The sequence below is a fragment of the Camelimonas sp. FR25 genome (genome assembly GCF_059740505.1).
Genome location: NZ_JCAWFG010000045.1, coordinates 37102 through 57700, shown reverse-complemented (window position 1 = coordinate 57700; position 20599 = coordinate 37102). Strand labels below are relative to the sequence as shown.

Below are 20599 nucleotides of genomic sequence, written 5' to 3'. Positions count from 1 at the left end.
TTCCTGACCTGAGGCCCTGGCCGGGCGCAGGCCTTTCAAACAAAAGCGATGGCCGCCCCCCGGGGGCGCGCTGATCACCATGGCAAGCGCTGGCTGGAGGACGTGAGATGAACAGCCTGTTGCTCGGCTCACCGACCCAGAAGCTGCGGCTGGCGTCGGGCATGGTGCTGTTTCTCTTCGCCGCGACGCATTTTCTCAACACCGCGCTTGGGCTGATCAGCCTTGAGGCCATGGAGGCGGCGCGGTTGTGGCGCACCGCCATCACCCGCTCCAATATCGGCGGGGCGGTGCTCGGGCTGGCGCTGCTGACCCATGTGGCGCTGGCGCTGGCCCGCATCGCCACCCGCAGCGGCTTTCGCCTGCGCCCCTGGGAATGGGCGCAATTGCTGTCTGGCGTCGCCATTCCATTTTTGCTGCTGCCGCATATCGTCAACACCCGCGTCGCCTCCAGCATCTATGGCGTCAATGACACCTACGCTTATGAGCTGGCGCGGCTGTGGCCTGGCGCAGCCGTCAACCAGTCGGCGCTGCTGCTGCTGGTATGGCTGCATGGCTGCCTCGGCCTGCACATGTGGCTGCGTCAGGAGGGCTGGTACGAACGCTGGTCGCCCATGCTGCTGTCGCTGGCGGTGCTGGTCCCGGCGCTGGCGCTGGCCGGCTTTGTCGCCGAGGGTCGCGACGCCGCCGAGGCCCTGGTTCATCCCGCTGCCCGCGACGCCTTGCGCAGCGCCAGCAACTGGCCTGACGCCGCCGCGGAGACGCGGCTCGGCGACTGGCGCGAGGCGGCGCGCCGCTGGTTTTACGCCCTTTTGGCCGTGGCCGTGGCCATATACGCGGGCCGGCTGCTCGCCGCCCGGCTGACCCGCAAAACCATCACCGTGCAATATCTCGCCGGCCCCAGCGTGCAGACGCGGCGTGGCGCCACCATTCTGGAAATCAGCCGGGCCAATGGCGTGCCGCACCATTCGGTGTGCGGCGGCCGCGCCCGCTGCTCCACATGCCGTGTGCGCATTATCCAGGGCATGCATGAGCTGTCGCCGCCGGATGAAACCGAGCTCGCCACCCTGCGGGCGATCGGCGCCGACGCCGATGTCCGCCTCGCCTGCCAGGCGCGGCCCCGCGGCGCGCTCACCGTGCTGCGGCTGCTGGCCCCTCAACGCGGCGCCATGGGCCATATCGGCGCCCCCCAGGATGCGGCGGGCGTCGAGCGGGTGTTCGCCGTGCTGTTCGCCGACATCCGGGGCTTTACCCGCATGAGCGAGACCCGGCTGCCCTATGACACGGTGTTCGTGCTCAATCGCGTCTTCGGAACCTTGGGGCTGGCGATCGAGCAGTCCGGCGGGCGCATCGACAAATATATGGGCGATGGCCTGCTGGCGCTGTTCGACGGGCGCGACGCCGCCCGCAACGCTCTGGCGGCGGCGCGTGAGATCGATCTGGCCCTCGACCAGCTCAACACCGATCTGGCCGATGAGCTGACCGAGCCGCTGCGCCTCGCCATGGGCGTGCATTTCGGGCCGTTGGTGGTGGGCCGCATCGGCTGGCGTGACAGCGCCGCCGTAACCGTGATCGGCCCCACGGTGAATGTCGCCAGCCGGATCGAGACCATCGCCAAACAGGAGAATGTGCAGCTGGCGTTCTCGGCCACCCTGGCGGCGGCGGCTGGCGTCGACCTCGACGGGCCAGAGGCGCGCGTCGCCGCCTTCGAGGTCAAGGGCGTCGCCGAGCCCGTCGATGTGGCGCTGCTGCAACGCGCCCGCGATCTGACGCTGCACCGGGCGGCGCAGCTGCGCCAGGCCAGAAGCGCGCCCTGAACCACATAAGGCGCCGCGCGCCCCGTGTGATCGGGCGCAGGCAGGCAAGGTTGAATGGCGGCGGGGCCCTGGATGCCCGGCCCTGTTCGTCGGCCATCGGGGTCGCGGCCACTGGACAGTGGGGCGCTTTCGGAGCAAACGCCGCGTCATGAGCAACTCACCGTCATCCGCCCCTTCCGCATCCGCCCCTTCCGCATCCGCCCCTTCCGCATCCGCCCCCTCTGCATCCTCCCGCCGCGCCGGGCGCCATCGCGCCGCCTCTGGGGCGCTCGGCCCACGTCCGGTCGATGGGCTGCCGCCAGGGCCGCTGCTGATGGGCGTGCTCAATGTCACGCCGGATTCCTTCTCCGACGGCGGTCAGTTCAACGCCCCTGAGCGTGCGGCGGCGCATGCGGTCGCCATGGCGGATGAAGGCGCGCACATCATTGATATTGGCGGCGAATCCACCCGCCCAGGTTACGCCGAGACGCCGGCGCCAGAAGAGATCACCCGGGTGACCCCGGCCATTCGCGCGGCGCGCCAGGCGTTGCGTCAGGCGGGCCGGGAGGTCGCCATCTCCATCGACACCTGGAAGGCGCAGACCGCCGCCGCCGCCCTCGAGGCTGGCGCCGATATCGTCAATGATATCTGGGGCCTGCAGCGCGATCCGGACATCGCCCGCGTCGCCGCCGACCATGGCGCGCCGGTGGTGATCATGCACAATGCCGAAACCGTCGAGCCCGACGTCGACATCATGGAGCTGTTCCATCGCTTCTTCGACGCCTCGCTGAAGATCGCCATGGCGGCGGGCATCTCGGAGGGGCGCATCGTGCTCGATATTGGCTTTGGCTTCGGCGCCGCGCGCGCCCAGCATCTGGACGCGGTGCGCCGGGTGGCGGAGCTGAAGGGCTATTACGGTCTGCCGGTGCTGGTCGGCGCCTCACGCAAATCGACCATCGGCCTGCTCACCGGGCGCCCGGTGCAGGACCGGCTGGCTGGCACCCTGGCCTGTCACACCCTGGCGCTGGCCTGTGGCGCCGACATTATCCGCGCCCATGACGTGGCGGCGCACCAGGACATGTTCCGGGTGGTGCGCGGCGTCATGGACCCGGCCGCCGCACTGGCCGACGCCGAGGCGCGCGCGGCGCAGGAGGGGGGCTGACATGCGCCTGACAGCGACAGGCCCGCGGGGGGCAGCTCAACGCCGCGCCGGCACGCCGTGCGCCCGGCAGGCGTGGTCATGAGCGCCACGGCCTATCTCGGACTTGGCGGCAATGTCGGCGATGTGGCGGCGCGTCTTGGCGAGGCGGTGGGTCTGCTCGCCGCGCATCCGCAGATCGCAGTCACAGGCCGGTCGTCGCTGTGGCGCACGCCGCCGTGGGGCGACGTCAACCAGCCGCCATTCCTCAACGCCTGCGTCGCCCTGCGCACCACGCTGGCCCCGGAGGCGTTGCTCGACGTCTGCCTCGCCACCGAACGGCGGCTCGGCCGCGACCGCGACGCCCCGGACGCCCGGCGCTGGGGCCCGCGCCCGATTGATATCGATGTGCTGGATTACGACGGCGTGCGGGTGGACGCCGCCCGGCTGACCCTGCCGCATCCGCGCCTCGGCGAGCGCGCCTTTGCGCTTGCGCCGCTGTGCGAGCTGGCGGCGGACCTGCCGGTGTTTGTTCCGCTGGCGCCGTCGGACGGCGGCGCGGCGCTGCTGCCGGCCCGTGAGGCTCTGGCCTTGGCCGACCAGCAGGGTCTGGAGCGGCTCGACGGCGCCTGGTAGGCGGCTCTGGCCTGGCGCAATGATAAGCGCGCCAGCGACAGGGTCTTCGCTGGCGGAGTTGCGGGCGCGGCTTGCGAGTAGCGAGTAGCAGTTTGCGACTTGCGCCTTACGGCCAGCGCACCGTCGGCGGCATGGACGACAGGATCGAGGCGATATTGCCGCCGGTTTTCAGGCCGAACACCGTGCCGCGATCATACAGCAGGTTGAACTCGACATAGCGGCCGCGCTGGGTCTGCTGGGCGATGCGCTCATCCTCGCGCCAGGGCTTGTCGAGATTGGCGCGGACGATGGCCGGGTAGATGTCGACGAAGGCCTCGCCGACGCTCTGGGTGAAGGCCATGTCGGCGTCGAAATCATCGTTCCAGACATAGTCATAGAAGATGCCGCCGATGCCGCGCGGCTCGTTGCGGTGCTTCAGCCAGAAATAGTCGTCGCACCACTCCTTGTAGCGCGGATAATCGGCGTGCGGATGGGCGGCGCAGGCCTGGGCCATGGCGGCGTGGAAGGCCTGTGCGTCAGCGTCGTCCTGGCTGCGGCGCTCCGCCAGCATGGGCGTGAGGTCAGCGCCGCCGCCGAACCATGGCTTTGAGGTGCAGACGAAGCGCGTGTTCATGTGCACGGTGGGAATTTGCGGGTTCCATGGGTGGACGATCAGCGACAGGCCGGCGGCCCAGAAGCGGGCGTTCTGGTCGGTGCCAGGGATCTGGCCACGAAACTCCGGGGCGAATTCGCCATGCACGGTCGAGACATGCACACCGGCCTTCTCGAACACCCGGCCCTTCAGCATGCCCATGACGCCGCCGCCGCCCGGGGCGCCGGTGTGATCGGTGCGGGTCCACGGGGTGCGCTGGAAGCGGCCGCCCCTGGCGCGCAAGTCCGGGTCCATCTCGGGCGCAAACGGCCCCGTGGCCTCGTCCTCGATCTGCTCAAGGGCGGCGAAGATCTTGTCCTGGAGTTGCGCGAACCAGCGCGCGGCCCGCTCCTTGTAACCGTCAAGCGTCTCCGCAGGAGGCAGCTGGGAGGCTGCAGGGCTGCTTGCAGGATTGGTCACGTGGGTTCTCCCGATAGAGCGCCGTTATGGCGCGGAGGCTGGGCCAGCAGCGGGCGCTGGCTGCGCCTGAGGCCATGCGCCGGTCTGGCGCAACGCCTCGGCGGCGAATATCGCAGCGGCCATCGCCACATTCAGCGAACGCAGGCCGGGGGCGAGGGGGATGTGCACAACCGCGTCGGCGGCCGCATGCACGTAATCGGGCGCGCCGGCGCTTTCGCGGCCGAGCACCACCGTGTCGTCGGGACGGAAGGTGAAGGCGGGCAGGGGGGTCGAGCCCACGGTGCTGGCCAGCACGAGGCGACCGCCGCGCGCCGCATGGGCGCTGTGGAAGGCGCGCCAGCTGTCGTGTCGCGCGATCGTGACGAGATCGAGATAATCCATCCCTGAACGCCGGAAATGCCGGTCGGTCACCGGGAAGCCGGCGGGCTCGATGATATCGACGGCGACGCCAAGACAGGCCCCGAGGCGCAAAATGGCGCCAGTGTTCTGTGGAATATCCGGCTGGAACAGGGCTAAGCGCATGGCGCAGGTTTAGCCCGCCTGCGCCTTCGCCGCCATCGGCGAGGGGCGCGTCATTTTTCCCCAGGCGCGGCGGTGGCGACCTCATGCGCCAGCGGCTGGCAACGGCCCGTGACGCGCCACAGGACCGCCGTGCCATACACGTTAGCCCAACTTGATGTGAGTCAGCGGATTGGCGGCCCGCGCGCCAGCCCTGCTTTACCCCAACGTCAAGCCAGTTGCGGCGACCGCCTGAGGCAGCGGCGCGGCGTCGCAGCCTGACCCGGCTGTGGCGGCGCCGCCTGCCCCGGCAACGCCCTCAGGCAGCGCGTGAACCATCACTTTCATGCATGTGAGGAGCTTCCAAGGGGAGGCGCGAGGCGGATGGCGGGCGCATCCTTGGGAGCGCACAGCGGGGTGGCGCGGAATGACGCAGGCGGTTTTCTGTTGACGGAAGCTCCGAGTGTGGCCGAAACAGGGCGTGATCCAGGAAGTCCTTGCAGGCCGTCCGTTTGCCGCCTGAGCTGGCGCGAAGACAGGGCGGGCATGGTCCGTCATGGACTTTCACCCCGGCGCTTGGCAGCGGCAGGCCGTCTGTGCTGGTATGGACACCACTTTTGAAGCATGCCAAAGAGCCACGCATGGCGACACTTGTCGTTGCGCGCGGTTTCTGGCGTGGATGTTTCGTGTGACATCCGTCGTCCGGTCCGGCACTGAGCCCGTTTTGGGGCGAAGATGTGAAGGCGCGGCGGCAGGGCGTGTCGCAGGGCGCCGTCCACTTTTGTAGGAGCCGATTGTGGCCGAGACAGTTAATTCCGCCGAGCCAACCCGGCGCGACTTTCTCCTCATCGCTACCGGGGCCGTCGGAGCTGTCGGCGCCGCCGCCGTAGCCTGGCCTTTCATCACCCAGATGCAGCCTGACGCAGCGACCATCGCCGCGGGCGCGCCTGTGGATGTGGACCTCGGTCCCATCGCCGAGGGTCAGATCGTCAAGCTGTTCTGGCGCGGCAAGCTGATTTTCGTGCGTCACCGCACCAAGGCGGAAATTGAATCCGCCGCCAAGGTTGATCTGGCGAGCCTCAAGGATCCCCAGCCCGACTCGGCGCGCGTGAAGGAAGGCCACGCCCAGTGGCTGGTCGTGTACGGCAGCTGCACCCATCTGGGTTGCGTGCCGCTCGGCCATCAGGGTCAGTACGAGGGCTGGTTCTGCCCATGCCACGGCTCGGTGTTCGACACCTCGGGCCGTATCCGCCAGGGACCGGCGCCGATCAATCTGCCGATTCCGCCCTATACCTTCGTCTCCGACTCGAAAATCACGATCGGCTGAGGCGCAACGACCCTTTCTGGAGCAGGCGACCATTATGGAAGGCCATTCTGTTTACGTCCCCAAGAGCGGCTTTGCGAAGTGGCTCGAAGCAAGGCTGCCCATCATCAGCCTTACGCACTCGTCGGCGGTCGCTTATCCGGTCCCGCGCAACCTGAACTATTTCTGGACCTTCGGCGCCATCCTTTCGATGATGCTGGTGGTGCAGATCGTGACGGGCGTCGTGCTGGCGATGCACTACACGGCCAACGCCAAGCTGGCGTTCGCTTCGGTCGAGTCAATCATGCGCGACGTCAACTTCGGTTGGCTGCTGCGCTACATGCACGCCAACGGCGCCTCGATGTTCTTCATCGCGGTGTACATCCACATTTTCCGCGGCATGTACTACGGCTCCTACAAGGCGCCGCGTGAGGTGCTGTGGATCCTCGGCGTGGTGATCTTCCTGCTGATGATGGCCACCGCCTTCATGGGTTACGTGCTGCCGTGGGGCCAGATGTCGTTCTGGGGCGCCACCGTCATCACCAACCTGTTCTCGGCCTTCGACGACATCATTCCTGGCGTCGGCACCTGGATCGTCACCCTGCTGTGGGGCGGCTATGCGGTGGACAACCCGACCCTGAACCGCTTCTTCGCGCTGCACTACCTGCTGCCGTTCATGCTCGCTGGCGTCGTCGGCCTGCACATCTGGGCGCTGCACCACGTCGGCCAGAACAACCCGACCGGCGTCGAGGTCAAGAACATCCGCAAGGACACCGTTCCTTTCACCCCTTATGCGACCGTCAAGGACGCCGTGGGCGTGGTGTTCTTCCTGATCCTGTTCGCCTGGTTCCTGTTCTACATCCCGAACTACCTCGGCCACGCCGACAATTATGTCGAGGCGAACGCTGCGGTGACCCCGGCTCACATCGTTCCGGAATGGTACTTCCTGCCGTTCTACGCGATCCTCCGCGCCATTCCGTCCAAGCTCGGCGGCGTGCTGCTGATGTTCGCGGCGGTGCTGATCCTCGCCGCCCTGCCGTGGCTGGACACCTCCAAGGTCCGCTCGGGTCGCTATCGTCCGATCTTCCGCATCTTCTTCTGGCTGTTCGTCGCCACCACCGTGGTGCTCGGCTGGCTGGGCGCGAAGCCGGCGGAAGGTGGTTACACCCTCGCCGCGCAGATCCTGACGGCCTTCTACTTCGCATACTTCATCGTCGTGCTGCCGCTGCTGGGGCTGTTTGAAACGCCGCGCCAGTTGCCTGGCTCCATCGCCGAGGACGTGCTCGCCCGCAAGGCGAAGAGCGCGAAGTCTGGCGACGCCACGGCCAAGGCCTGAGACGTGAAGGGGAATCGTCAAATGAACGTTACGAAACTCCTGACCGCCGGCGCGTTTGCGGTGGTTCTGGGCGCCCTGTCTGCACCGGTGAACGCTGCGGCCCCTGGCCCGCAGCCGCCGCAGGAAAGCTGGTCGTTCTCTGGCCCGTTCGGCAAGTTCGACCCGCAGCAGCTGCAGCGTGGCTTCAAGGTGTTCCGCGAAGTCTGCGCCGCCTGCCACTCGCTGAAGTACGTCCACTTCCGTAACCTGTCGGAGCCAGGCGGCCCGCTGTTTACTGAAGGCCAGGTCAAGGCGCTGGCCGCCGAGTACAAGGTGCAGGACGGCCCCAACGACGCCGGCGAGATGTTCGAGCGGCCCGCCCGCCCGGCCGATCCGTGGCCGAGCCCGTTCCCGAACAACAACGCAGCTGCGGCGGCGAATGGCGGCGTTGTCCCGCCGGACCTGTCGCTGATGGCCAAGGCGCGCACCTATGAGCGCGGCTTCCCGACCTTTGTGTTCGACATGTTCACGCAATATGCCGAGACCGGTCCGGACTATCTGCACGCCCTGCTGACCGGCTACGTCGAGAAGCCTGCGGACTTCACGCAGCCGATTGGCCCTGGCCAAGCGTACAACAAGTTCTTCCCGGGTCACATCATCGGCATGCCCAAGCCGATCAATGACGGCCAGGTTGATTACAAGGGCCCGGACGGCAAGCCGCAGGCGCCCGAGACGGTCGACCAGTACTCGCGCGACGTCACTGCGTTCCTGATGTGGACGGCCGAGCCGAAGCTTGAGGCCCGCAAGGCCCTGGGCTTCAAGGCGATGATCTTCCTGATCCTGCTCGCCGGCCTGACCTATTTCACCAAGAAGCGCATCTGGAAGAAGCTGCCTGATCCGGCCTGAGCCAGATCACAGCATGATCTTTGAGGGGCCGGGAGTTGATCTCCCGGCCCTTTTTGTTTGGCTGGCCTAACCCAGGCGTTCGTCCCCATGTTGGCCTGCCTGGCAGTTCCCGCCCTGTGCTGCTTGCATGCGGCGTCGTTCGCCCAAGTCTCTGCTGTGGTTGCGCCGGGCCCAGGCTGCGGGCGATACTTGCGCGCAAGGACAGACGCCTGCCCCGGTCGCGACAAGAACCGGTCAGGCCAGGGAGTGAAACCATGGGCTATTCCGAGATCCTGTACGCCGTTGAAGATCGCGTCGCCGTCATCACCCTGAACCGGCCCGATCGGCTCAACGCCTGGACGCGGCATATGGAGGGCGAGCTGCGCCATGCCAGCGAGACCGCCGCCGCCGATGATAATGTGCGGGCCATCATCATTACGGGCGCCGGGCGTGGCTTCTGCGCCGGCGCCGACATGAATTTGCTGTCAGGCATCAGCACCGGCCAGCGGTCGGGCCAGGGAGAGGAAAAGGACGCAGGCCGTTCCAACGCCACCGGCATCGACGCCAATTATAACCGCCGCTTCTCGTGGATGCTGCGGGTCGAGAAGCCGATCTTCGCCGCCATCAATGGCCCGATCGCCGGCATGGGCGTTTGCTTCTCGTCGTTCTGTGACTTCCGCTATGTGGCTGAGGGGGCCAAGTTCACCACCGCCTTCGCCCGACGCGGCCTGATCGCCGAGCATGGCGTGTCGTGGATGTTGCCGCGCATCGTGGGTCTGACCAATGCGCTGGATCTGCTGATGTCCGCCCGCACCGTGGAGGCGGCGGAGCTGGAGCGCCTCGGCTTCGCCCGCAAGCTGCCAGCCGAAGGCTTCCTCGACGCCGTCAAGGCCATCGCCCGCGACCTCACGACCAACGCCTCGCCGCGCTCCATCGGCGTGATGAAGCGCCAGGTCTATGACGCGATGTTCCAGAACCTCGATGAGGCATGGGAAATCGCCGACGCCGAGATGCTCCGCTCCTTCGACAGCGAGGACTTCAAGGAGGGCGTCGCCCATTTCGTCGAGAAGCGCGCTCCGGCCTTCACCGGCCGCTAACGCGCGCGCCGTGGGCAAACGGGTCTGGCGCCTGCGTGCGCCAGGCCGCGAAGATGCTGACGCATCGGCGGCCTGAATCGCCCGGTCGCCGCACGGGCTAGACCTATGCCCGATTATTCAGGCCGAGCGGGCGCTGGCGTCAGCTTGAGGTCGCCGCTGTGGCGACCCAGGGTTTGAGGTCGCGCTGGAAGGCGAGGGCGCGCTCCAGCATCAGCGCCTGGCCCGCGTCAGTGGCGGCGCCGCGCAGTGCGAGAGCGAAGCCATAGCCGACGCCTGGCTGCAGGCCGCGCAGGTCGAGCTCGCCATTGATCCAGTGCAGCATCACCGAGCGGAAGATGTAGTCGAGATTGGCCATCATCACCCCGGTGTCGATGTCGTCGAGCAGCCAGTCTTCGGCCTTCGCCACATCCAGCAGGCCGATCCAGAACGCCGTGCGCTTGGGGTTGAAGATGATGCGCCGCTCCTCGGCGGCGGTGGCGCGCAGGATGCTGCTCCACAGCACGCGATAGAAATCCGGATCCTGCTCGTAATAGCTCACGGCGATCTCGGCGGCCTTCAGCACCCGGTCGAGCGGGGTCAGGCCGGCGTAGCGGGAGAACTGGGCCCCGAAGCCGCGAATATCCTCGAGCACCGCCAGCAGAATAGCCCCCTTGGAGCCAAACAGATTGTAGGGGGTGGCGAGGCTGACGCCTGCGCGGGCGGCCAGCGCCCGCATTGACAGGCCAGCGTCGCCGGTCTCGCTGATCAACTCGCGGGCCGCGCGCACGATGCGCTGGCGTCGCTCGGCTTTCGCCGCCTCACGGCGACCCAGCGGCGCATGGACCTGCGGCGCCTGGACTTGCTGGTCCATTGTTTCCCCCTCACCTGGTCGCGCCATCCCCGGCTCCTGGGGACGCGGCGGAATCTGTGCACCCATGCCGACAAATCCGCATTGACGCTGATACAGTTTTATATCACGTTTCAAAAATGCGCAGGAAGCCCCCGAAAGAGGTCTGCTCCGGCGTGTCCCGTCTTTCCGGCCCGCCTGGCGCTCCAGCGCGCAGGCGATGGGGGCGATGGGCGCGTGCACTGGTCCGCGACCAGACACGCAGGGTGGAGCACAGCCTTATGCGGCCCCACCCTGCAGCCGGAGACAAGCCGTAGCGTGAACCGGAACCATCCGGCAAGCGCATCGACGAAAAGGGGCAGGGCGCAAGGGGAGGCACAGATGGTGATGGGGCGACAGCTACGGCGCGACGCGCGCGTGGCGCATCATGTTTCGCATATTCAGGCAGGACTGACCCGGCGCGCGGCGCTGGGCCTGTTCGCCACAGGCCTTGCGCTCGCCGCATGGGCGGGCGCGCCCGGGGCGGCGCTGGCGGCGGAGAAGCCGCAGATCAAGATTGGCAATCTGGCGCCCTATAGCGGTCCTGCATCGGCCTATAGCGCCTTCGCCAAGACCCAGGCGGCGTATTTCCGCATGCTCAACGCCAAGGGCGGCATCAATGGCCGCAAGGTGGAGTTCATCTCCTACGATGACGCCTACAGCCCGCCGAAAGCGGTGGAGCAGGCGCGCAAGCTGGTGGAGCAGGACGGTGTTCTGGCCATCGTCCAGGCGGTCGGCACGCCGCCCAATTCGGCGATCATGAAATATATGAACGCCCAGAAGACGCCGCAGCTGTTCGCCGCCACCGGCGCCACCAAATTCGGCGACTACAAGAACAATCCGTGGACCATGGGGCTGTCCACCTCGGTGTATCACGTCGAGGCGGCGATCTATGCGGACTATATCCGCAAGGAATTCCCCAACGCCAAGGTCGCGGTGCTCTATCCGAACGACGATTACGGCAAGGACATCTTCGAGGGCTTCCGCAAGGCCATGGGCAAGGACTACGACAAATATGTCGTGGCCACCGCGACCTATGACAATTCCGAGCCGACCATCGATTCGCAGATGACCAAGCTCAAGGCCTCCGGCGCCAATGTGTTCGTCAATCTGTCGACGCCGCGCTTCGCCGCCCAGGCCATCCGCAAGGCGGCGGAACTGGGCTGGAAGCCTGATCTGCAGATCGTCAACACCACCGGCGCCTCGATTCCGATGGTGTTCAAGCCGGCTGGCATTGAAAACGCCAGGGGCATCGTCACCTCCACCTCGCTGAAGGAGCCGACCGATCCGCGTTACGCCAATGATCCTGATGTGAAGGAATATTTCGCCTTCATGAAGGAGTGGTACCCGGAAGGCGACGCCACCAATAACCAGAACGCTTACGGCTACATGTGCATCAAGCTGGTGCACAAGGTGCTGGAGATGGCCGGCGATGACCTGTCGCGTGAAAACGTTATGAAGCAGGCGGCCAGCCTGAAGGATGTGAAGCCGGGCCTGCTGCTCGACGGCATCACCGTCAACACCAGCCCGACCAATTACTTCCCGATCACCCAGATGCAGCTGATGAAGTTCAACGGCGAAAGCTTTGACCCCATCGGCCCGGTGCAGCAGCATGCGGTGAAAATGTACGACTGATGCCACAACCCGATGAGCTTCACTCATCGGGTTCTGGCCAAGCCCGTGCGGCGCCTGAGCATTGCAGGATGCAGATGCGTTAGCATCTTCGCATCCTGGCATGATCGTGCGCCGCGCCAGCGCGCCTGGCTGCGGCGACGGACAAGCAGCGGTGTGGCGGGGCAAGGGTCCCGCCGCGCCGCCAGAACACAACAATAACATCGGGAATAACGTCCATGACCATTCCGCCGATCGTGCCGCCCAGCGACTTCATCCATGTGCGCTATGAGGTGCGCGACCATATCGCCGTTGTCACCCTCAACCGTCCGGACCGGCATAACGCCCTGAACCGGCGGGCCTATGATGAGGTGCAGTCGGCCTTCGCCGCCGCCTCAGCCGATGACGACGTGCGGTGCGTGGTGGTGACTGGCGCCGACCCGGCGTTCTGCTCCGGCGAGGACGTCAAGGAGATGATGACCGGCGAGAAGCCGGCGGCGCCGCCGCTGAACGTGCAGTCGCGTCGCCCGCCGACGCCGGCGGCGCTGTCGGCGCTGGAGTGCTCTGTGCCGGTGATCGCCGCCGTCAATGGCGCGGCGGTGGGCTGGGGCATGGAGCTGGCGCTTTACGCCGACATCCGCATCGCCTCAGAGAAGGCCAAATTCGCCGAGCTGTTTATCCGTCGCGGTCTGATCTGCGACGTGGGCGGCCTGTTGCGGCTGCCGGCGATTGTCGGGCCTGAAATGGCGGCGCGGCTGCTGTACACCGGCGATGTGATCAGCGCCGCCGAAGCCGAGCGCATCCGTCTCGTCAGCGAGGTGGCGCCGCATGCGGAGCTGATGGACCGGGCCATGGCGCTGGCCGGGCGCATCGCCGCCAACCCGCCGCTGGCCCTGCGCTACATGAAGGAAGGCCTGCGCAAGGCCCATGGCGGCGATCCGCGCGAGATCGGCGGCTGGGCCATCGACGTCATCTATCGCCTGTTCGCGACCGAGGATCATCGCGAGGGCGTGCGCAGCTTCCTCGAGAAGCGCGAGCCGGTGTTCACCGGCCGCTGAACGGCAAAAGCACGGCAGGCTCCGCCGGCCATGGCGGCTGGCGGGCCCCAGGTAACAGACAAGCGCAACAATGCGCGACAACAGGTGGAGTTTAGGGATGGCGACGCAGGCGCAAGGCGCGGAGCAGGGCGAATCCTCGGTGCGGATCGGTGACGATGTCCGCGCCAAAACGCAGATCGTCAACGCAGCGGAAAAGGTGGCGCGCGGCCTGCGCAATCTGGGGCTGGGGCGCGGCGATGTCATCGCCGTCTACATGCGCAACTGCTTCGAGATGATCGAGGCCACCGTGGGCGCCGGCCTGATCGGCGCCTATGTCACCCCGGTCAACTGGCACAACACCGCTGACGAGGCGAAGCATGTGCTGTTGGATTCCGGCGCGCGCGCCCTTGTGATCCACGCTGATCTGTATCGCGTGGTCAGGCATGTGGTTCCTGAAGGCGTGGTGGTGATCGTCGCCGAGACCCCGCACAATCTCCGCGCTGGCTACCGGGTCAGCGACGCCGACGCGGCCGTGCCCGAGGGCGTGGTGGAATGGACCAGCTGGCTCGCTTCGCTCACGCCGCTGGAACCGCCGTTCGAGACTTCGCCAGGCTCGATGATCTACACCTCCGGCACCACCGGCAATCCGAAGGGCGTGCGTCGCAACCCACCGACCCCGGAAGAGCAGGTATCGATCGGCGAGGTGCTGTCGATTGTCGGCGGCTTCGCCGACTGGCCCCGGCCGCTCAACGAAGCGACCATGCTGATCCCCGGGCCGGCCTATCACTCAAGCCCCAATGGCTGGCTCTACGCCTCATTCGGCATGGGCGTGAACCTGATCGTTGAGCCGAAGTTCGATCCGGAGCGCATGTTGCAGCTGATCGACCAGCACAGGATCAGCCATGTGCTGGCGGTGCCGACCATGTTTGTGCGCATGCTGGCCCTGCCGGAGGAGACGAAGCGCAAATACGATCTGTCGTCCGTGGTGCATGTGATGCATGTGGGCGCGCCATGCCCGCCGCACGTCAAGCACGCCATGATCGACTGGTGGGGGCCGGTGATCTCCGAGCATTATGGCTCGACCGAAGTCGGCGCCGTCACGCTGTGCTCGGCCCAGGAGTGGCTCGATCATCCTGGCACCGTCGGCAAGGTGGTGCCGGGCACCACCGTGGTGATCATGGACGAGGACGGCAATGTGCTGCCGCCTGGCCAGTCGGGCGAGGTGGTGTGCGTGCGGCCGACCTATCCGGATTTCACCTATCACGGCGACGACGCCAAGCGCCGCAAGAGCGATCGCAACGGCCTGATCGCCACCGGCGACGTCGGCTATTTCGATGAGGATGGTTTCCTGTATCTGTCGGGCCGCGCCAGCGACATGATCATCTTTGGCGGCACCAATATCTATCCGGCGGAGATCGAGGCGGAGCTGATGCGCACCCCTGGCGTCGCCGATTGCGCCGTGTTCGGCATTCCGGATGCGGAATATGGCGAGCAGGTCTGCGCTTTCATCCAGCCCAGGGAAGGCGCTGACCTCGACGCGGACGGCGTGCGCGCCGACCTGCGCCAGCGCCTCGCCAGCTACAAGATCCCGCGCCACATCGAGTTTTCCGACACGCTGCCGCGCGAGGACACCGGCAAGATCTTCAAGCGCAAATTGCGTGAGCCCTTCTGGTCGGGCGTGGGCCGCTCGATCTGACGCACCGCGTTGATCTGACGCCGGAATCCGGCGCCAGATGCCAGAGTCAGGGCGGCGCGCCTGCCCACACATGGTTGGTCGCCACGGACGCGGCCAGCGCCAGCGTGGCCTTCCCGTGAGGCAGGCCACGTTTGACTTCAGCGGCGTCGGGAAAATATAACCGGACGCAATGACTAATACGGCTGGATAAACGGCCGTGCCGAGGAAACGGGCGAAGCGCGAACTTCGTCACAAGGCCAGGCCTGGCTGTGACGGCGCCTGGCGAAGAGGGCGTCATGGAATACACGCAGATCCTGTGCGAGCAGGACGGCCCGGTGATGGTCATCACCCTCAACCGTCCCGACAAGCTCAACGCATTCACTGGCATCATGGGCGCCGAGATGGCGGACGCCTTCACCCGCGCCGACATGGATGATAGCGTGCGCGCCGTGGTCGTCACCGGCGCGGGCCGCGCCTTCTGCGCCGGCGCCGATGTGTCGGCGGGGGCGAAGAGCTTCGACACCACCGATCCGCATGGCGCGACCAATTTCGGCCAGCGACTTGCGGGGGCGAAGCCAGGCAAGGCCTCGGGCGTCGGCTTCGTCCACGCCATCATGAACTGCCGCAAGCCGTCTATCGCCGCCATCAATGGCGGTTGCGTCGGCGTCGGCGCCACCATGACGCTGCCGATGGATGTGCGCATCTGCTCGTCCAGCGCCAAGATCGGCTTCATTTTCGCCCGGCGCGGCCTGGTGCCGGAGGCGGGCAGCGCCTGGTTCCTGCCGCAGATCGTCGGCCTGCCGCAGGCGCTGCGCTGGTCGATCACTGGCAACACCTTTGGCGCCGATGAGGCGCTGCGTGGCGGCCTCGTTGAGGAGGTCACTGCGCCGGAGGATTTGCTGGCCCGCGCCAAGGCCATCGCCATTGAGATGACGGCGGAATCCTCGCCGGTGTCGGTGGCGCTGACCCGGCAATTGCTGTGGCGCTACGCCTGCCAGCCCGATCCGTCCCATCTGCTGGATATTGACGGGCCGATGTCGATGGAGCGCGGCGCCCATGGCGACGTGCGCGAGGGCGTGCAGGCCTTCCTCGACAAGCGCAAGCCGCAGTTCCCCGGCAAGGTATCCACCGACATGCCGAGCCAGTATCCGTGGTGGCCACAGGACGCCGCCGAATGACGGCGCCGCAGGCGGCGGCTCCGGCCCGCACCACCCATGAGGAGGCGGCTTTCCTCACCGAAGGTCTGTCGCGCATCGCCAGCCAGCTCGCGCCCGGGGCGACCGCCGTCGCCGGCATGACCCGCCTGTCGGGCGGGGCCAGCCAGGAGACGTGGGCGTTCCACACTGTGGGCGGCGGCGAGGCCGAACTGATCTTGCGCCGCGCCCCTGGCGGCTGGCGCCAGGCTGAAGGCGCCGCTGGCCTGGAGACGGAGGCTGCGGTGATCCGCGCCGCCGCCGTCCAGGGCGTGCCCGTGCCGGAGGTGGTGCATGTGCTCGGCGAGGCTGATGGCGTTGGCCGCGGCTTCATCACCCGGCGGGTGCTGGGCGAGACCATCGCCCGCAAGATTTTGCGCGACGCGGAGTTCGCCCACGCCCGCAGCTTTCTGGCGCGCCAGTGCGGCGAGATTCTCGCCCGCATCTCCCAGGTTGATGTGAGAGGATTGCCGCCGCTGAAACTGGCGCCGGCGCAGCGCAAGCTCGCTGATCTGGAGCGGCGCTGGCGCAGCCTTGGCCAGCACAAGCCGGTGTTTGAGCTGGCGTTTCGCTGGCTGCATGAGCGTTGCCCCGCCGATCCGGCGACTCCGGTGCTGGTGCATGGCGATTTCCGCAATGGCAATCTTATCATCGGCCCCGATGGCGTGCGCGCCGTGCTCGACTGGGAGATCGCCCATCTCGGCGATCCGATGGAGGATCTGGCCTGGGTCTGCGTCAATTCCTGGCGCTTCGGCGAGCTCGACAAACCGGCGGGCGGCTTCGGTTCGCGCGAGGACATGTTTGCCGGCTATGAAGCTGCTGGCGGCGTACGGGTGGATCCGGAGCAGGTGCGGTTCTGGGAGGTGATGGGATCGCTCAATTGGGGCGTCAGCTGCTCGGCGATGATCGACACCTTCCGCTCTGGCCTCGACGCCGGGGTCGAGCGGGCGATGATCGCCCGCCGCGCCTCTGAGACGGAGATTGATCTGCTCAATCTGATTGTTCCCCGACCGGCCGGCCAGGCCGGCGCCAAACTCTGAACGCCGGCTGGAGGAGCCATGCAGGACCAACCCACGCCGCAGGAAGTGTTGACCGCCGTCGCCAACTGGATGCGCAATGAGTTGCTGCCAGTTGCGCCAGCCTCGGTCAGCTTCCACGTCCGCGTCGCCGCCAACGCCATCGATCTGGCCTTGCGCCAGCTGGCCCAGGAGCCCGGCGCCAATGCCGCCGAACTGGGCCGGCTGGGTGCGCTGCTCGGCCAGCAGGGGGATCTTGAGACGCTGAACGCCGCGCTCGCCGCCGCCATACGCAGTGGCGCGGTGGACGGAACGGCGCCGGAGGTGGCGGAACACCTTTACGCCGCCACCCTCGAGAAGCTCAGCGTCGATCAGCCCAATTACGCCGCCTATCGCCGGGCGGCGGGCCTCGAAGGGCGCTGAGCTTTCACGAGCACGAAATGCTGGCCTGATGCGGGGCCGCGAGATGCTGGGGCGTCCCGCGGCCTGCAATGCGCAAGGCGGCCTGGGTCTGGCCCGGGCTGTCGTCTCATACCAGGATGTGAAGATGCTGACGCATCCGCATCCTGAAATGCTCAGGCCCCGCACGGGCTTAGCCAGAACCCGATGAGTTACGTTCATCGGGTTCTGGTATCAGGCCCATGTTAACGCCGCCCGGCACAGGGGCGGCGGCGCGGGCGCCTCATCCCACACAGAATGGGAGGGCGTCACGTGGCTGCGCAGTCTGGATCCGGAGGGGGCAGGCGCGCGGTGATGCTGACGTTCGCCGCTGGCGCGCCTGAGGCGCGAGGCCAGCGCAACGTCATGCAAGGGACGGAAACATGTCGTGCGCACGGGCGGACGGCCTCCCTATGCGGGAGGGCGAACACCCTGTGCTGTTTCAGATGACAGGGCGCCCGAAGGCGCGCCTGAGAGTTGGCGCGGGCCAGGACCTGGACCCGCGGGGAGGACAAGGATGATCAAGCTGCTGCGCGCTCCGGCGTTGCTCGCCGGCGTAGCCCTGATGCTGGGCGCAACCGCTGCTACCGCCGAGCCAAAATACGGCCCCGGCACGTCCGACAAGGAGATCAAGGTCGGCCAGACCATCGCCTACAGCGGTCCGGCTTCGGCTTTTGGCGCCATGGGCAAGACCCAGGCCACCTATTTCAATTGGCTCAATGAGGCCCAGGGCGGCATTAACGGCCGCAAGGTCACCTATATCAGCCGCGACGACGCCTATCAGCCGCCGAAGGCCATCGAGAACGTGCGCTCGCTGGTTGAGGGCGATGAGGTGGCGCTGATCTTCGGCGTGCTTGGCACCCCGCTCAACACCGCCATCCGCCCTTACCTGAACGGCAAGAAGGTGCCGCACCTGTTCAATGCGGCCGGTTCGCCTACTTTCAACAACCCGAAGAAGTTTCCGTGGACCACCGGCTGGCAGCCGAACCTGCATGACGAGGCCAAGTTCTACGGCCAGCACATCGTCAAGAATATGCCAGGCGCAAAGATCGGCGTGCTGTATCAGAACGACGATTTCGGCAAGGACATGCTGGCTGGCCTGAAAAAGGGTCTCGGCGACAAGGCTGGCCAGATCGTCAGCGCCCAGATGTTCCAGCCCACCGACCCGACCGTCGACAGCCAGCTGGTGATCCTGAAGAACGCCGGCGTCGACACGCTGATGCTGTTCACCTACCCCAAGCAGGGCGCCCAGGCGATCGCCAAGGTGGCGGAGCTGAACTGGAAGCCCGCGACCTTCCTGCACCTCGGCTCGGCCTCGGTCGGCGCCACGCTGAAGCCGGCGGGCCTTGAGAACGCCAGGGGCATCATGACCGCAGGTTTCATCAAGGATCCGGTCGATCCGCAGTGGGACAATGATGAAGGCATGAAGACCTTCAAGGCGTGGATGGCGCAGAACATGCCGGGCTCGGACATCAGCGACTCGCTGTTCATCTCTGGTTACGCAACGGCGCAAACGCTTGAGCACGTCTTGCGTATGGCTGGCGATGACCTGACGCGCGAGAACATCATGAAGCAGGTCGCCAATATCAAGAACTTCCGCTCCGAGGTGCTGTTGCCAGGCAGCCTAGTCAACACATCGCCGGATAACTATGCAGTGGTGACCTATATGAAGCTGCAGAAGTTCGACGGCCAGAGCTGGCGGCTGATGGATTGACAATATGATATAACATGTTCTGATCCTCCCAGGTCGAGATGATGGGCGCGACAGACGCCCGCCCTGCCTGGGAGGATGAGATGAGTAACCGTGGAACGCTGACCCGCCTGTGGCTGGGAGCGGCCGCTTTGCTGGCGGCCGCTTCGTTTGTTTCCGGCGACGCCATGGCCCAGCCCAAGTATGGGCCGGGTGTGACAGACAAGGAGATCAAGGTCGGCCAGACCATCGCCTATAGCGGCCCGGTGTCGGCCTATGGCAATCTTGGCAAGGTGGAGGCCGCCTATTTCAAATGGCTGAACGACAAGAAGGGTGGCATCAACGGCCGCAAGATCACCTTCCTGAGCCGCGATGACGGCTACCAGCCGCCCAAGGCCATTGAGAATGTGCGCTCCCTGGTGGAGGGCGACGAAGTGGCGCTCATTTTCGGCGTGCTGGGCACGCCGCTGAATATGGCGATCCGCCCCTATCTCAACGGCAAGAAGGTGCCGCACCTGTTCAATGCGGCGGGCTCCTCTGCGTTCAACGATCCCAAGAAATTCCCGTGGACGACGGGTTGGCAGCCCAATTTGCATGATGAGGCGAAATTTTACGCCCAGCATGTGCTGAAATCCAATCCCAACGCCAAGATCGGCGTGCTGTATCAGAACGACGATTTCGGCAAGGACATGCTGAACGGTCTGAAGGATGGGCTTGGCGACAAGGCTGACAAGATGATTGTCAGCGCCCAGGCGTTCCAGCCGACCGACCCTACCGTCGACAGCCAGATTGTGATCCTGAAGAACGCCGGCGCCGACACGCTGATGCTGTTCACTTACGCCAAGCAGGCCGCCCAGGGCATCAGCAAGGTGGCGGACCTCAACTGGAAACCGGCCACCTTCCTGCATCTTGGCTCGGCCTCGGTCGGCGCGACGCTGAAGCCGGCTGGTCTCGACAAATCGACTGGCGTGATGACCGCGGGCTTCTACAAGGACCCGAGCGACCCCAAGTGGCAGGATGATCCGGCGGTCAAGGAATGGCTGGCGTGGATGAAGGAAAACATGCCAGGCGCCGATACCAATGACGCGCTGTACATGCTGGGCTTCGCCGCGGCCCAGACGCTGGAGCAGGTGCTGAAGCAGGCCGGCGACGACCTCACCCGTGAGAACATCATGAAGCAGGTCGGCAATCTCAAAGATTTCAAGCTCGACCTGTTGCTGCCGGGAAGCGCCATCAACACCACCCCGGATAATTTTGCCATCGTCACCTACATGCGTTTGCAGAAGTTTAACGGCAAGAGCTGGGACTTCGTGGATTGACAATGTCTGACAGTCTGATCTGATTACTGCAAGCGAACA

The 20599-nt window shown here is 66.1% G+C and carries 18 protein-coding genes; 15 read left to right on the top strand and 3 right to left on the bottom strand.

Features of this window, described 5'->3' with window-relative positions:
- Positions 1 to 107: 107 nt before the first annotated feature.
- From AC6A67_RS05870 to folK, 3 genes are all read left to right on the top strand, one after another.
- A complete protein-coding gene (locus tag AC6A67_RS05870) occupies positions 108 to 1814 on the top strand; it encodes an adenylate/guanylate cyclase domain-containing protein (RefSeq protein ID WP_498035616.1) in 1707 nt (568 codons plus the stop codon).
- Positions 1815 to 2127: 313 nt separating this feature from the next.
- Positions 2128 to 2955, top strand: a complete 828-nt coding sequence (folP, locus tag AC6A67_RS05865) for a dihydropteroate synthase (RefSeq protein ID WP_498035731.1) — start codon at positions 2128 to 2130, stop codon at positions 2953 to 2955.
- A 78-nt stretch (positions 2956 to 3033) separates the two neighbouring features.
- Positions 3034 to 3567, top strand: coding sequence for a 2-amino-4-hydroxy-6-hydroxymethyldihydropteridine diphosphokinase (gene folK, locus AC6A67_RS05860; RefSeq protein ID WP_498035615.1), 534 nt, complete (start codon positions 3034 to 3036; stop codon positions 3565 to 3567).
- Positions 3568 to 3673: 106 nt separating this feature from the next.
- Here the strand turns inward: folK and hemF are convergent, their stop codons facing one another.
- Positions 3674 to 4618 carry an oxygen-dependent coproporphyrinogen oxidase gene (gene hemF, locus AC6A67_RS05855; protein WP_498035614.1) on the bottom strand — a complete coding sequence of 315 codons (945 nt, stop codon included), beginning with the start codon at positions 4616 to 4618 and terminating at the stop codon, positions 3674 to 3676.
- 24 nt (positions 4619 to 4642) lie between these two features.
- Complete coding sequence (locus tag AC6A67_RS05850; RefSeq protein ID WP_498035613.1) at positions 4643 to 5140, bottom strand: tRNA (cytidine(34)-2'-O)-methyltransferase; 498 nt, start codon at positions 5138 to 5140, stop codon at positions 4643 to 4645.
- A 772-nt stretch (positions 5141 to 5912) separates the two neighbouring features.
- Here AC6A67_RS05850 and petA point away from each other — a divergent pair.
- The 4 genes from petA (at position 5913) to AC6A67_RS05830 (ending at position 9716) form a co-directional block, all read left to right on the top strand.
- Entirely contained in the window at positions 5913 to 6443 is a 531-nt protein-coding gene (petA, locus tag AC6A67_RS05845) for a ubiquinol-cytochrome c reductase iron-sulfur subunit (protein WP_498035612.1), read from the top strand.
- A 34-nt stretch (positions 6444 to 6477) separates the two neighbouring features.
- Entirely contained in the window at positions 6478 to 7755 is a 1278-nt protein-coding gene (locus AC6A67_RS05840) for a cytochrome b (protein ID WP_498035611.1), read from the top strand.
- A gap of 21 nt (positions 7756 to 7776) precedes the next feature.
- Entirely contained in the window at positions 7777 to 8640 is an 864-nt protein-coding gene (locus tag AC6A67_RS05835; protein ID WP_498035610.1) for a cytochrome c1, read from the top strand.
- A gap of 254 nt (positions 8641 to 8894) precedes the next feature.
- Positions 8895 to 9716: an enoyl-CoA hydratase gene (locus tag AC6A67_RS05830; RefSeq protein ID WP_498035609.1), complete on the top strand. Its 822-nt coding sequence runs from the start codon at positions 8895 to 8897 to the stop codon at positions 9714 to 9716.
- Between the two features lie 139 nt (positions 9717 to 9855).
- Here the strand turns inward: AC6A67_RS05830 and AC6A67_RS05825 are convergent, their stop codons facing one another.
- Positions 9856 to 10566 carry a TetR/AcrR family transcriptional regulator gene (locus AC6A67_RS05825; RefSeq protein WP_498035608.1) on the bottom strand — a complete coding sequence of 237 codons (711 nt, stop codon included), beginning with the start codon at positions 10564 to 10566 and terminating at the stop codon, positions 9856 to 9858.
- Between the two features lie 357 nt (positions 10567 to 10923).
- Here AC6A67_RS05825 and AC6A67_RS05820 point away from each other — a divergent pair, with 357 nt between their 5' ends.
- The 8 genes from AC6A67_RS05820 to AC6A67_RS05785 all read left to right on the top strand — a co-directional run bounded on the left by AC6A67_RS05820 (position 10924) and on the right by AC6A67_RS05785 (position 20560).
- On the top strand, positions 10924 to 12216 hold the full coding sequence (locus tag AC6A67_RS05820; protein ID WP_498035607.1) for an ABC transporter substrate-binding protein: 1293 nt from the start codon (positions 10924 to 10926) through the stop codon (positions 12214 to 12216).
- A 215-nt stretch (positions 12217 to 12431) separates the two neighbouring features.
- Positions 12432 to 13250, top strand: coding sequence for an enoyl-CoA hydratase/isomerase family protein (locus AC6A67_RS05815; RefSeq protein ID WP_498035606.1), 819 nt, complete (start codon positions 12432 to 12434; stop codon positions 13248 to 13250).
- A 97-nt stretch (positions 13251 to 13347) separates the two neighbouring features.
- Positions 13348 to 14925, top strand: a complete 1578-nt coding sequence (locus AC6A67_RS05810; RefSeq protein ID WP_498035605.1) for an AMP-binding protein — start codon at positions 13348 to 13350, stop codon at positions 14923 to 14925.
- 275 nt (positions 14926 to 15200) lie between these two features.
- Positions 15201 to 16082, top strand: coding sequence for an enoyl-CoA hydratase-related protein (locus AC6A67_RS05805; protein ID WP_498035604.1), 882 nt, complete (start codon positions 15201 to 15203; stop codon positions 16080 to 16082).
- 116 nt (positions 16083 to 16198) lie between these two features.
- On the top strand, positions 16199 to 17137 hold the full coding sequence (locus tag AC6A67_RS05800; RefSeq protein ID WP_498035730.1) for a phosphotransferase family protein: 939 nt from the start codon (positions 16199 to 16201) through the stop codon (positions 17135 to 17137).
- 18 nt (positions 17138 to 17155) lie between these two features.
- Entirely contained in the window at positions 17156 to 17536 is a 381-nt protein-coding gene (locus AC6A67_RS05795) for a DUF6285 domain-containing protein (protein WP_498035603.1), read from the top strand.
- Between the two features lie 532 nt (positions 17537 to 18068).
- On the top strand, positions 18069 to 19265 hold the full coding sequence (locus AC6A67_RS05790; RefSeq protein WP_498035602.1) for an ABC transporter substrate-binding protein: 1197 nt from the start codon (positions 18069 to 18071) through the stop codon (positions 19263 to 19265).
- An 80-nt stretch (positions 19266 to 19345) separates the two neighbouring features.
- Positions 19346 to 20560, top strand: a complete 1215-nt coding sequence (locus AC6A67_RS05785; RefSeq protein ID WP_498035601.1) for an ABC transporter substrate-binding protein — start codon at positions 19346 to 19348, stop codon at positions 20558 to 20560.
- The last annotated feature ends 39 nt before the right edge of the window (positions 20561 to 20599 follow it).

Excerpts from the sequence above, each read along its gene's own strand:
- AC6A67_RS05870 (WP_498035616.1), top strand. The coding sequence starts at position 108 with ATGAACAGCCTGTTGCTCGGCTCACCGACCCAGAAGCTGCGGCTGGCG.
- folP (WP_498035731.1), top strand. The coding sequence starts at position 2,128 with ATGGGCGTGCTCAATGTCACGCCGGATTCCTTCTCCGACGGCGGTCAG.
- folK (WP_498035615.1), top strand. The coding sequence starts at position 3,034 with ATGAGCGCCACGGCCTATCTCGGACTTGGCGGCAATGTCGGCGATGTG.
- AC6A67_RS05850 (WP_498035613.1), bottom strand. The coding sequence starts at position 5,140 with ATGCGCTTAGCCCTGTTCCAGCCGGATATTCCACAGAACACTGGCGCC.
- AC6A67_RS05840 (WP_498035611.1), top strand. The coding sequence starts at position 6,478 with ATGGAAGGCCATTCTGTTTACGTCCCCAAGAGCGGCTTTGCGAAGTGG.
- AC6A67_RS05835 (WP_498035610.1), top strand. The coding sequence starts at position 7,777 with ATGAACGTTACGAAACTCCTGACCGCCGGCGCGTTTGCGGTGGTTCTG.
- AC6A67_RS05830 (WP_498035609.1), top strand. The coding sequence starts at position 8,895 with ATGGGCTATTCCGAGATCCTGTACGCCGTTGAAGATCGCGTCGCCGTC.
- AC6A67_RS05825 (WP_498035608.1), bottom strand. The coding sequence starts at position 10,566 with ATGGACCAGCAAGTCCAGGCGCCGCAGGTCCATGCGCCGCTGGGTCGC.
- AC6A67_RS05820 (WP_498035607.1), top strand. The coding sequence starts at position 10,924 with ATGGTGATGGGGCGACAGCTACGGCGCGACGCGCGCGTGGCGCATCAT.
- AC6A67_RS05815 (WP_498035606.1), top strand. The coding sequence starts at position 12,432 with ATGACCATTCCGCCGATCGTGCCGCCCAGCGACTTCATCCATGTGCGC.
- AC6A67_RS05810 (WP_498035605.1), top strand. The coding sequence starts at position 13,348 with ATGGCGACGCAGGCGCAAGGCGCGGAGCAGGGCGAATCCTCGGTGCGG.
- AC6A67_RS05805 (WP_498035604.1), top strand. The coding sequence starts at position 15,201 with ATGGAATACACGCAGATCCTGTGCGAGCAGGACGGCCCGGTGATGGTC.
- AC6A67_RS05800 (WP_498035730.1), top strand. The coding sequence starts at position 16,199 with ATGACCCGCCTGTCGGGCGGGGCCAGCCAGGAGACGTGGGCGTTCCAC.
- AC6A67_RS05795 (WP_498035603.1), top strand. The coding sequence starts at position 17,156 with ATGCAGGACCAACCCACGCCGCAGGAAGTGTTGACCGCCGTCGCCAAC.
- AC6A67_RS05790 (WP_498035602.1), top strand. The coding sequence starts at position 18,069 with ATGATCAAGCTGCTGCGCGCTCCGGCGTTGCTCGCCGGCGTAGCCCTG.
- AC6A67_RS05785 (WP_498035601.1), top strand. The coding sequence starts at position 19,346 with ATGAGTAACCGTGGAACGCTGACCCGCCTGTGGCTGGGAGCGGCCGCT.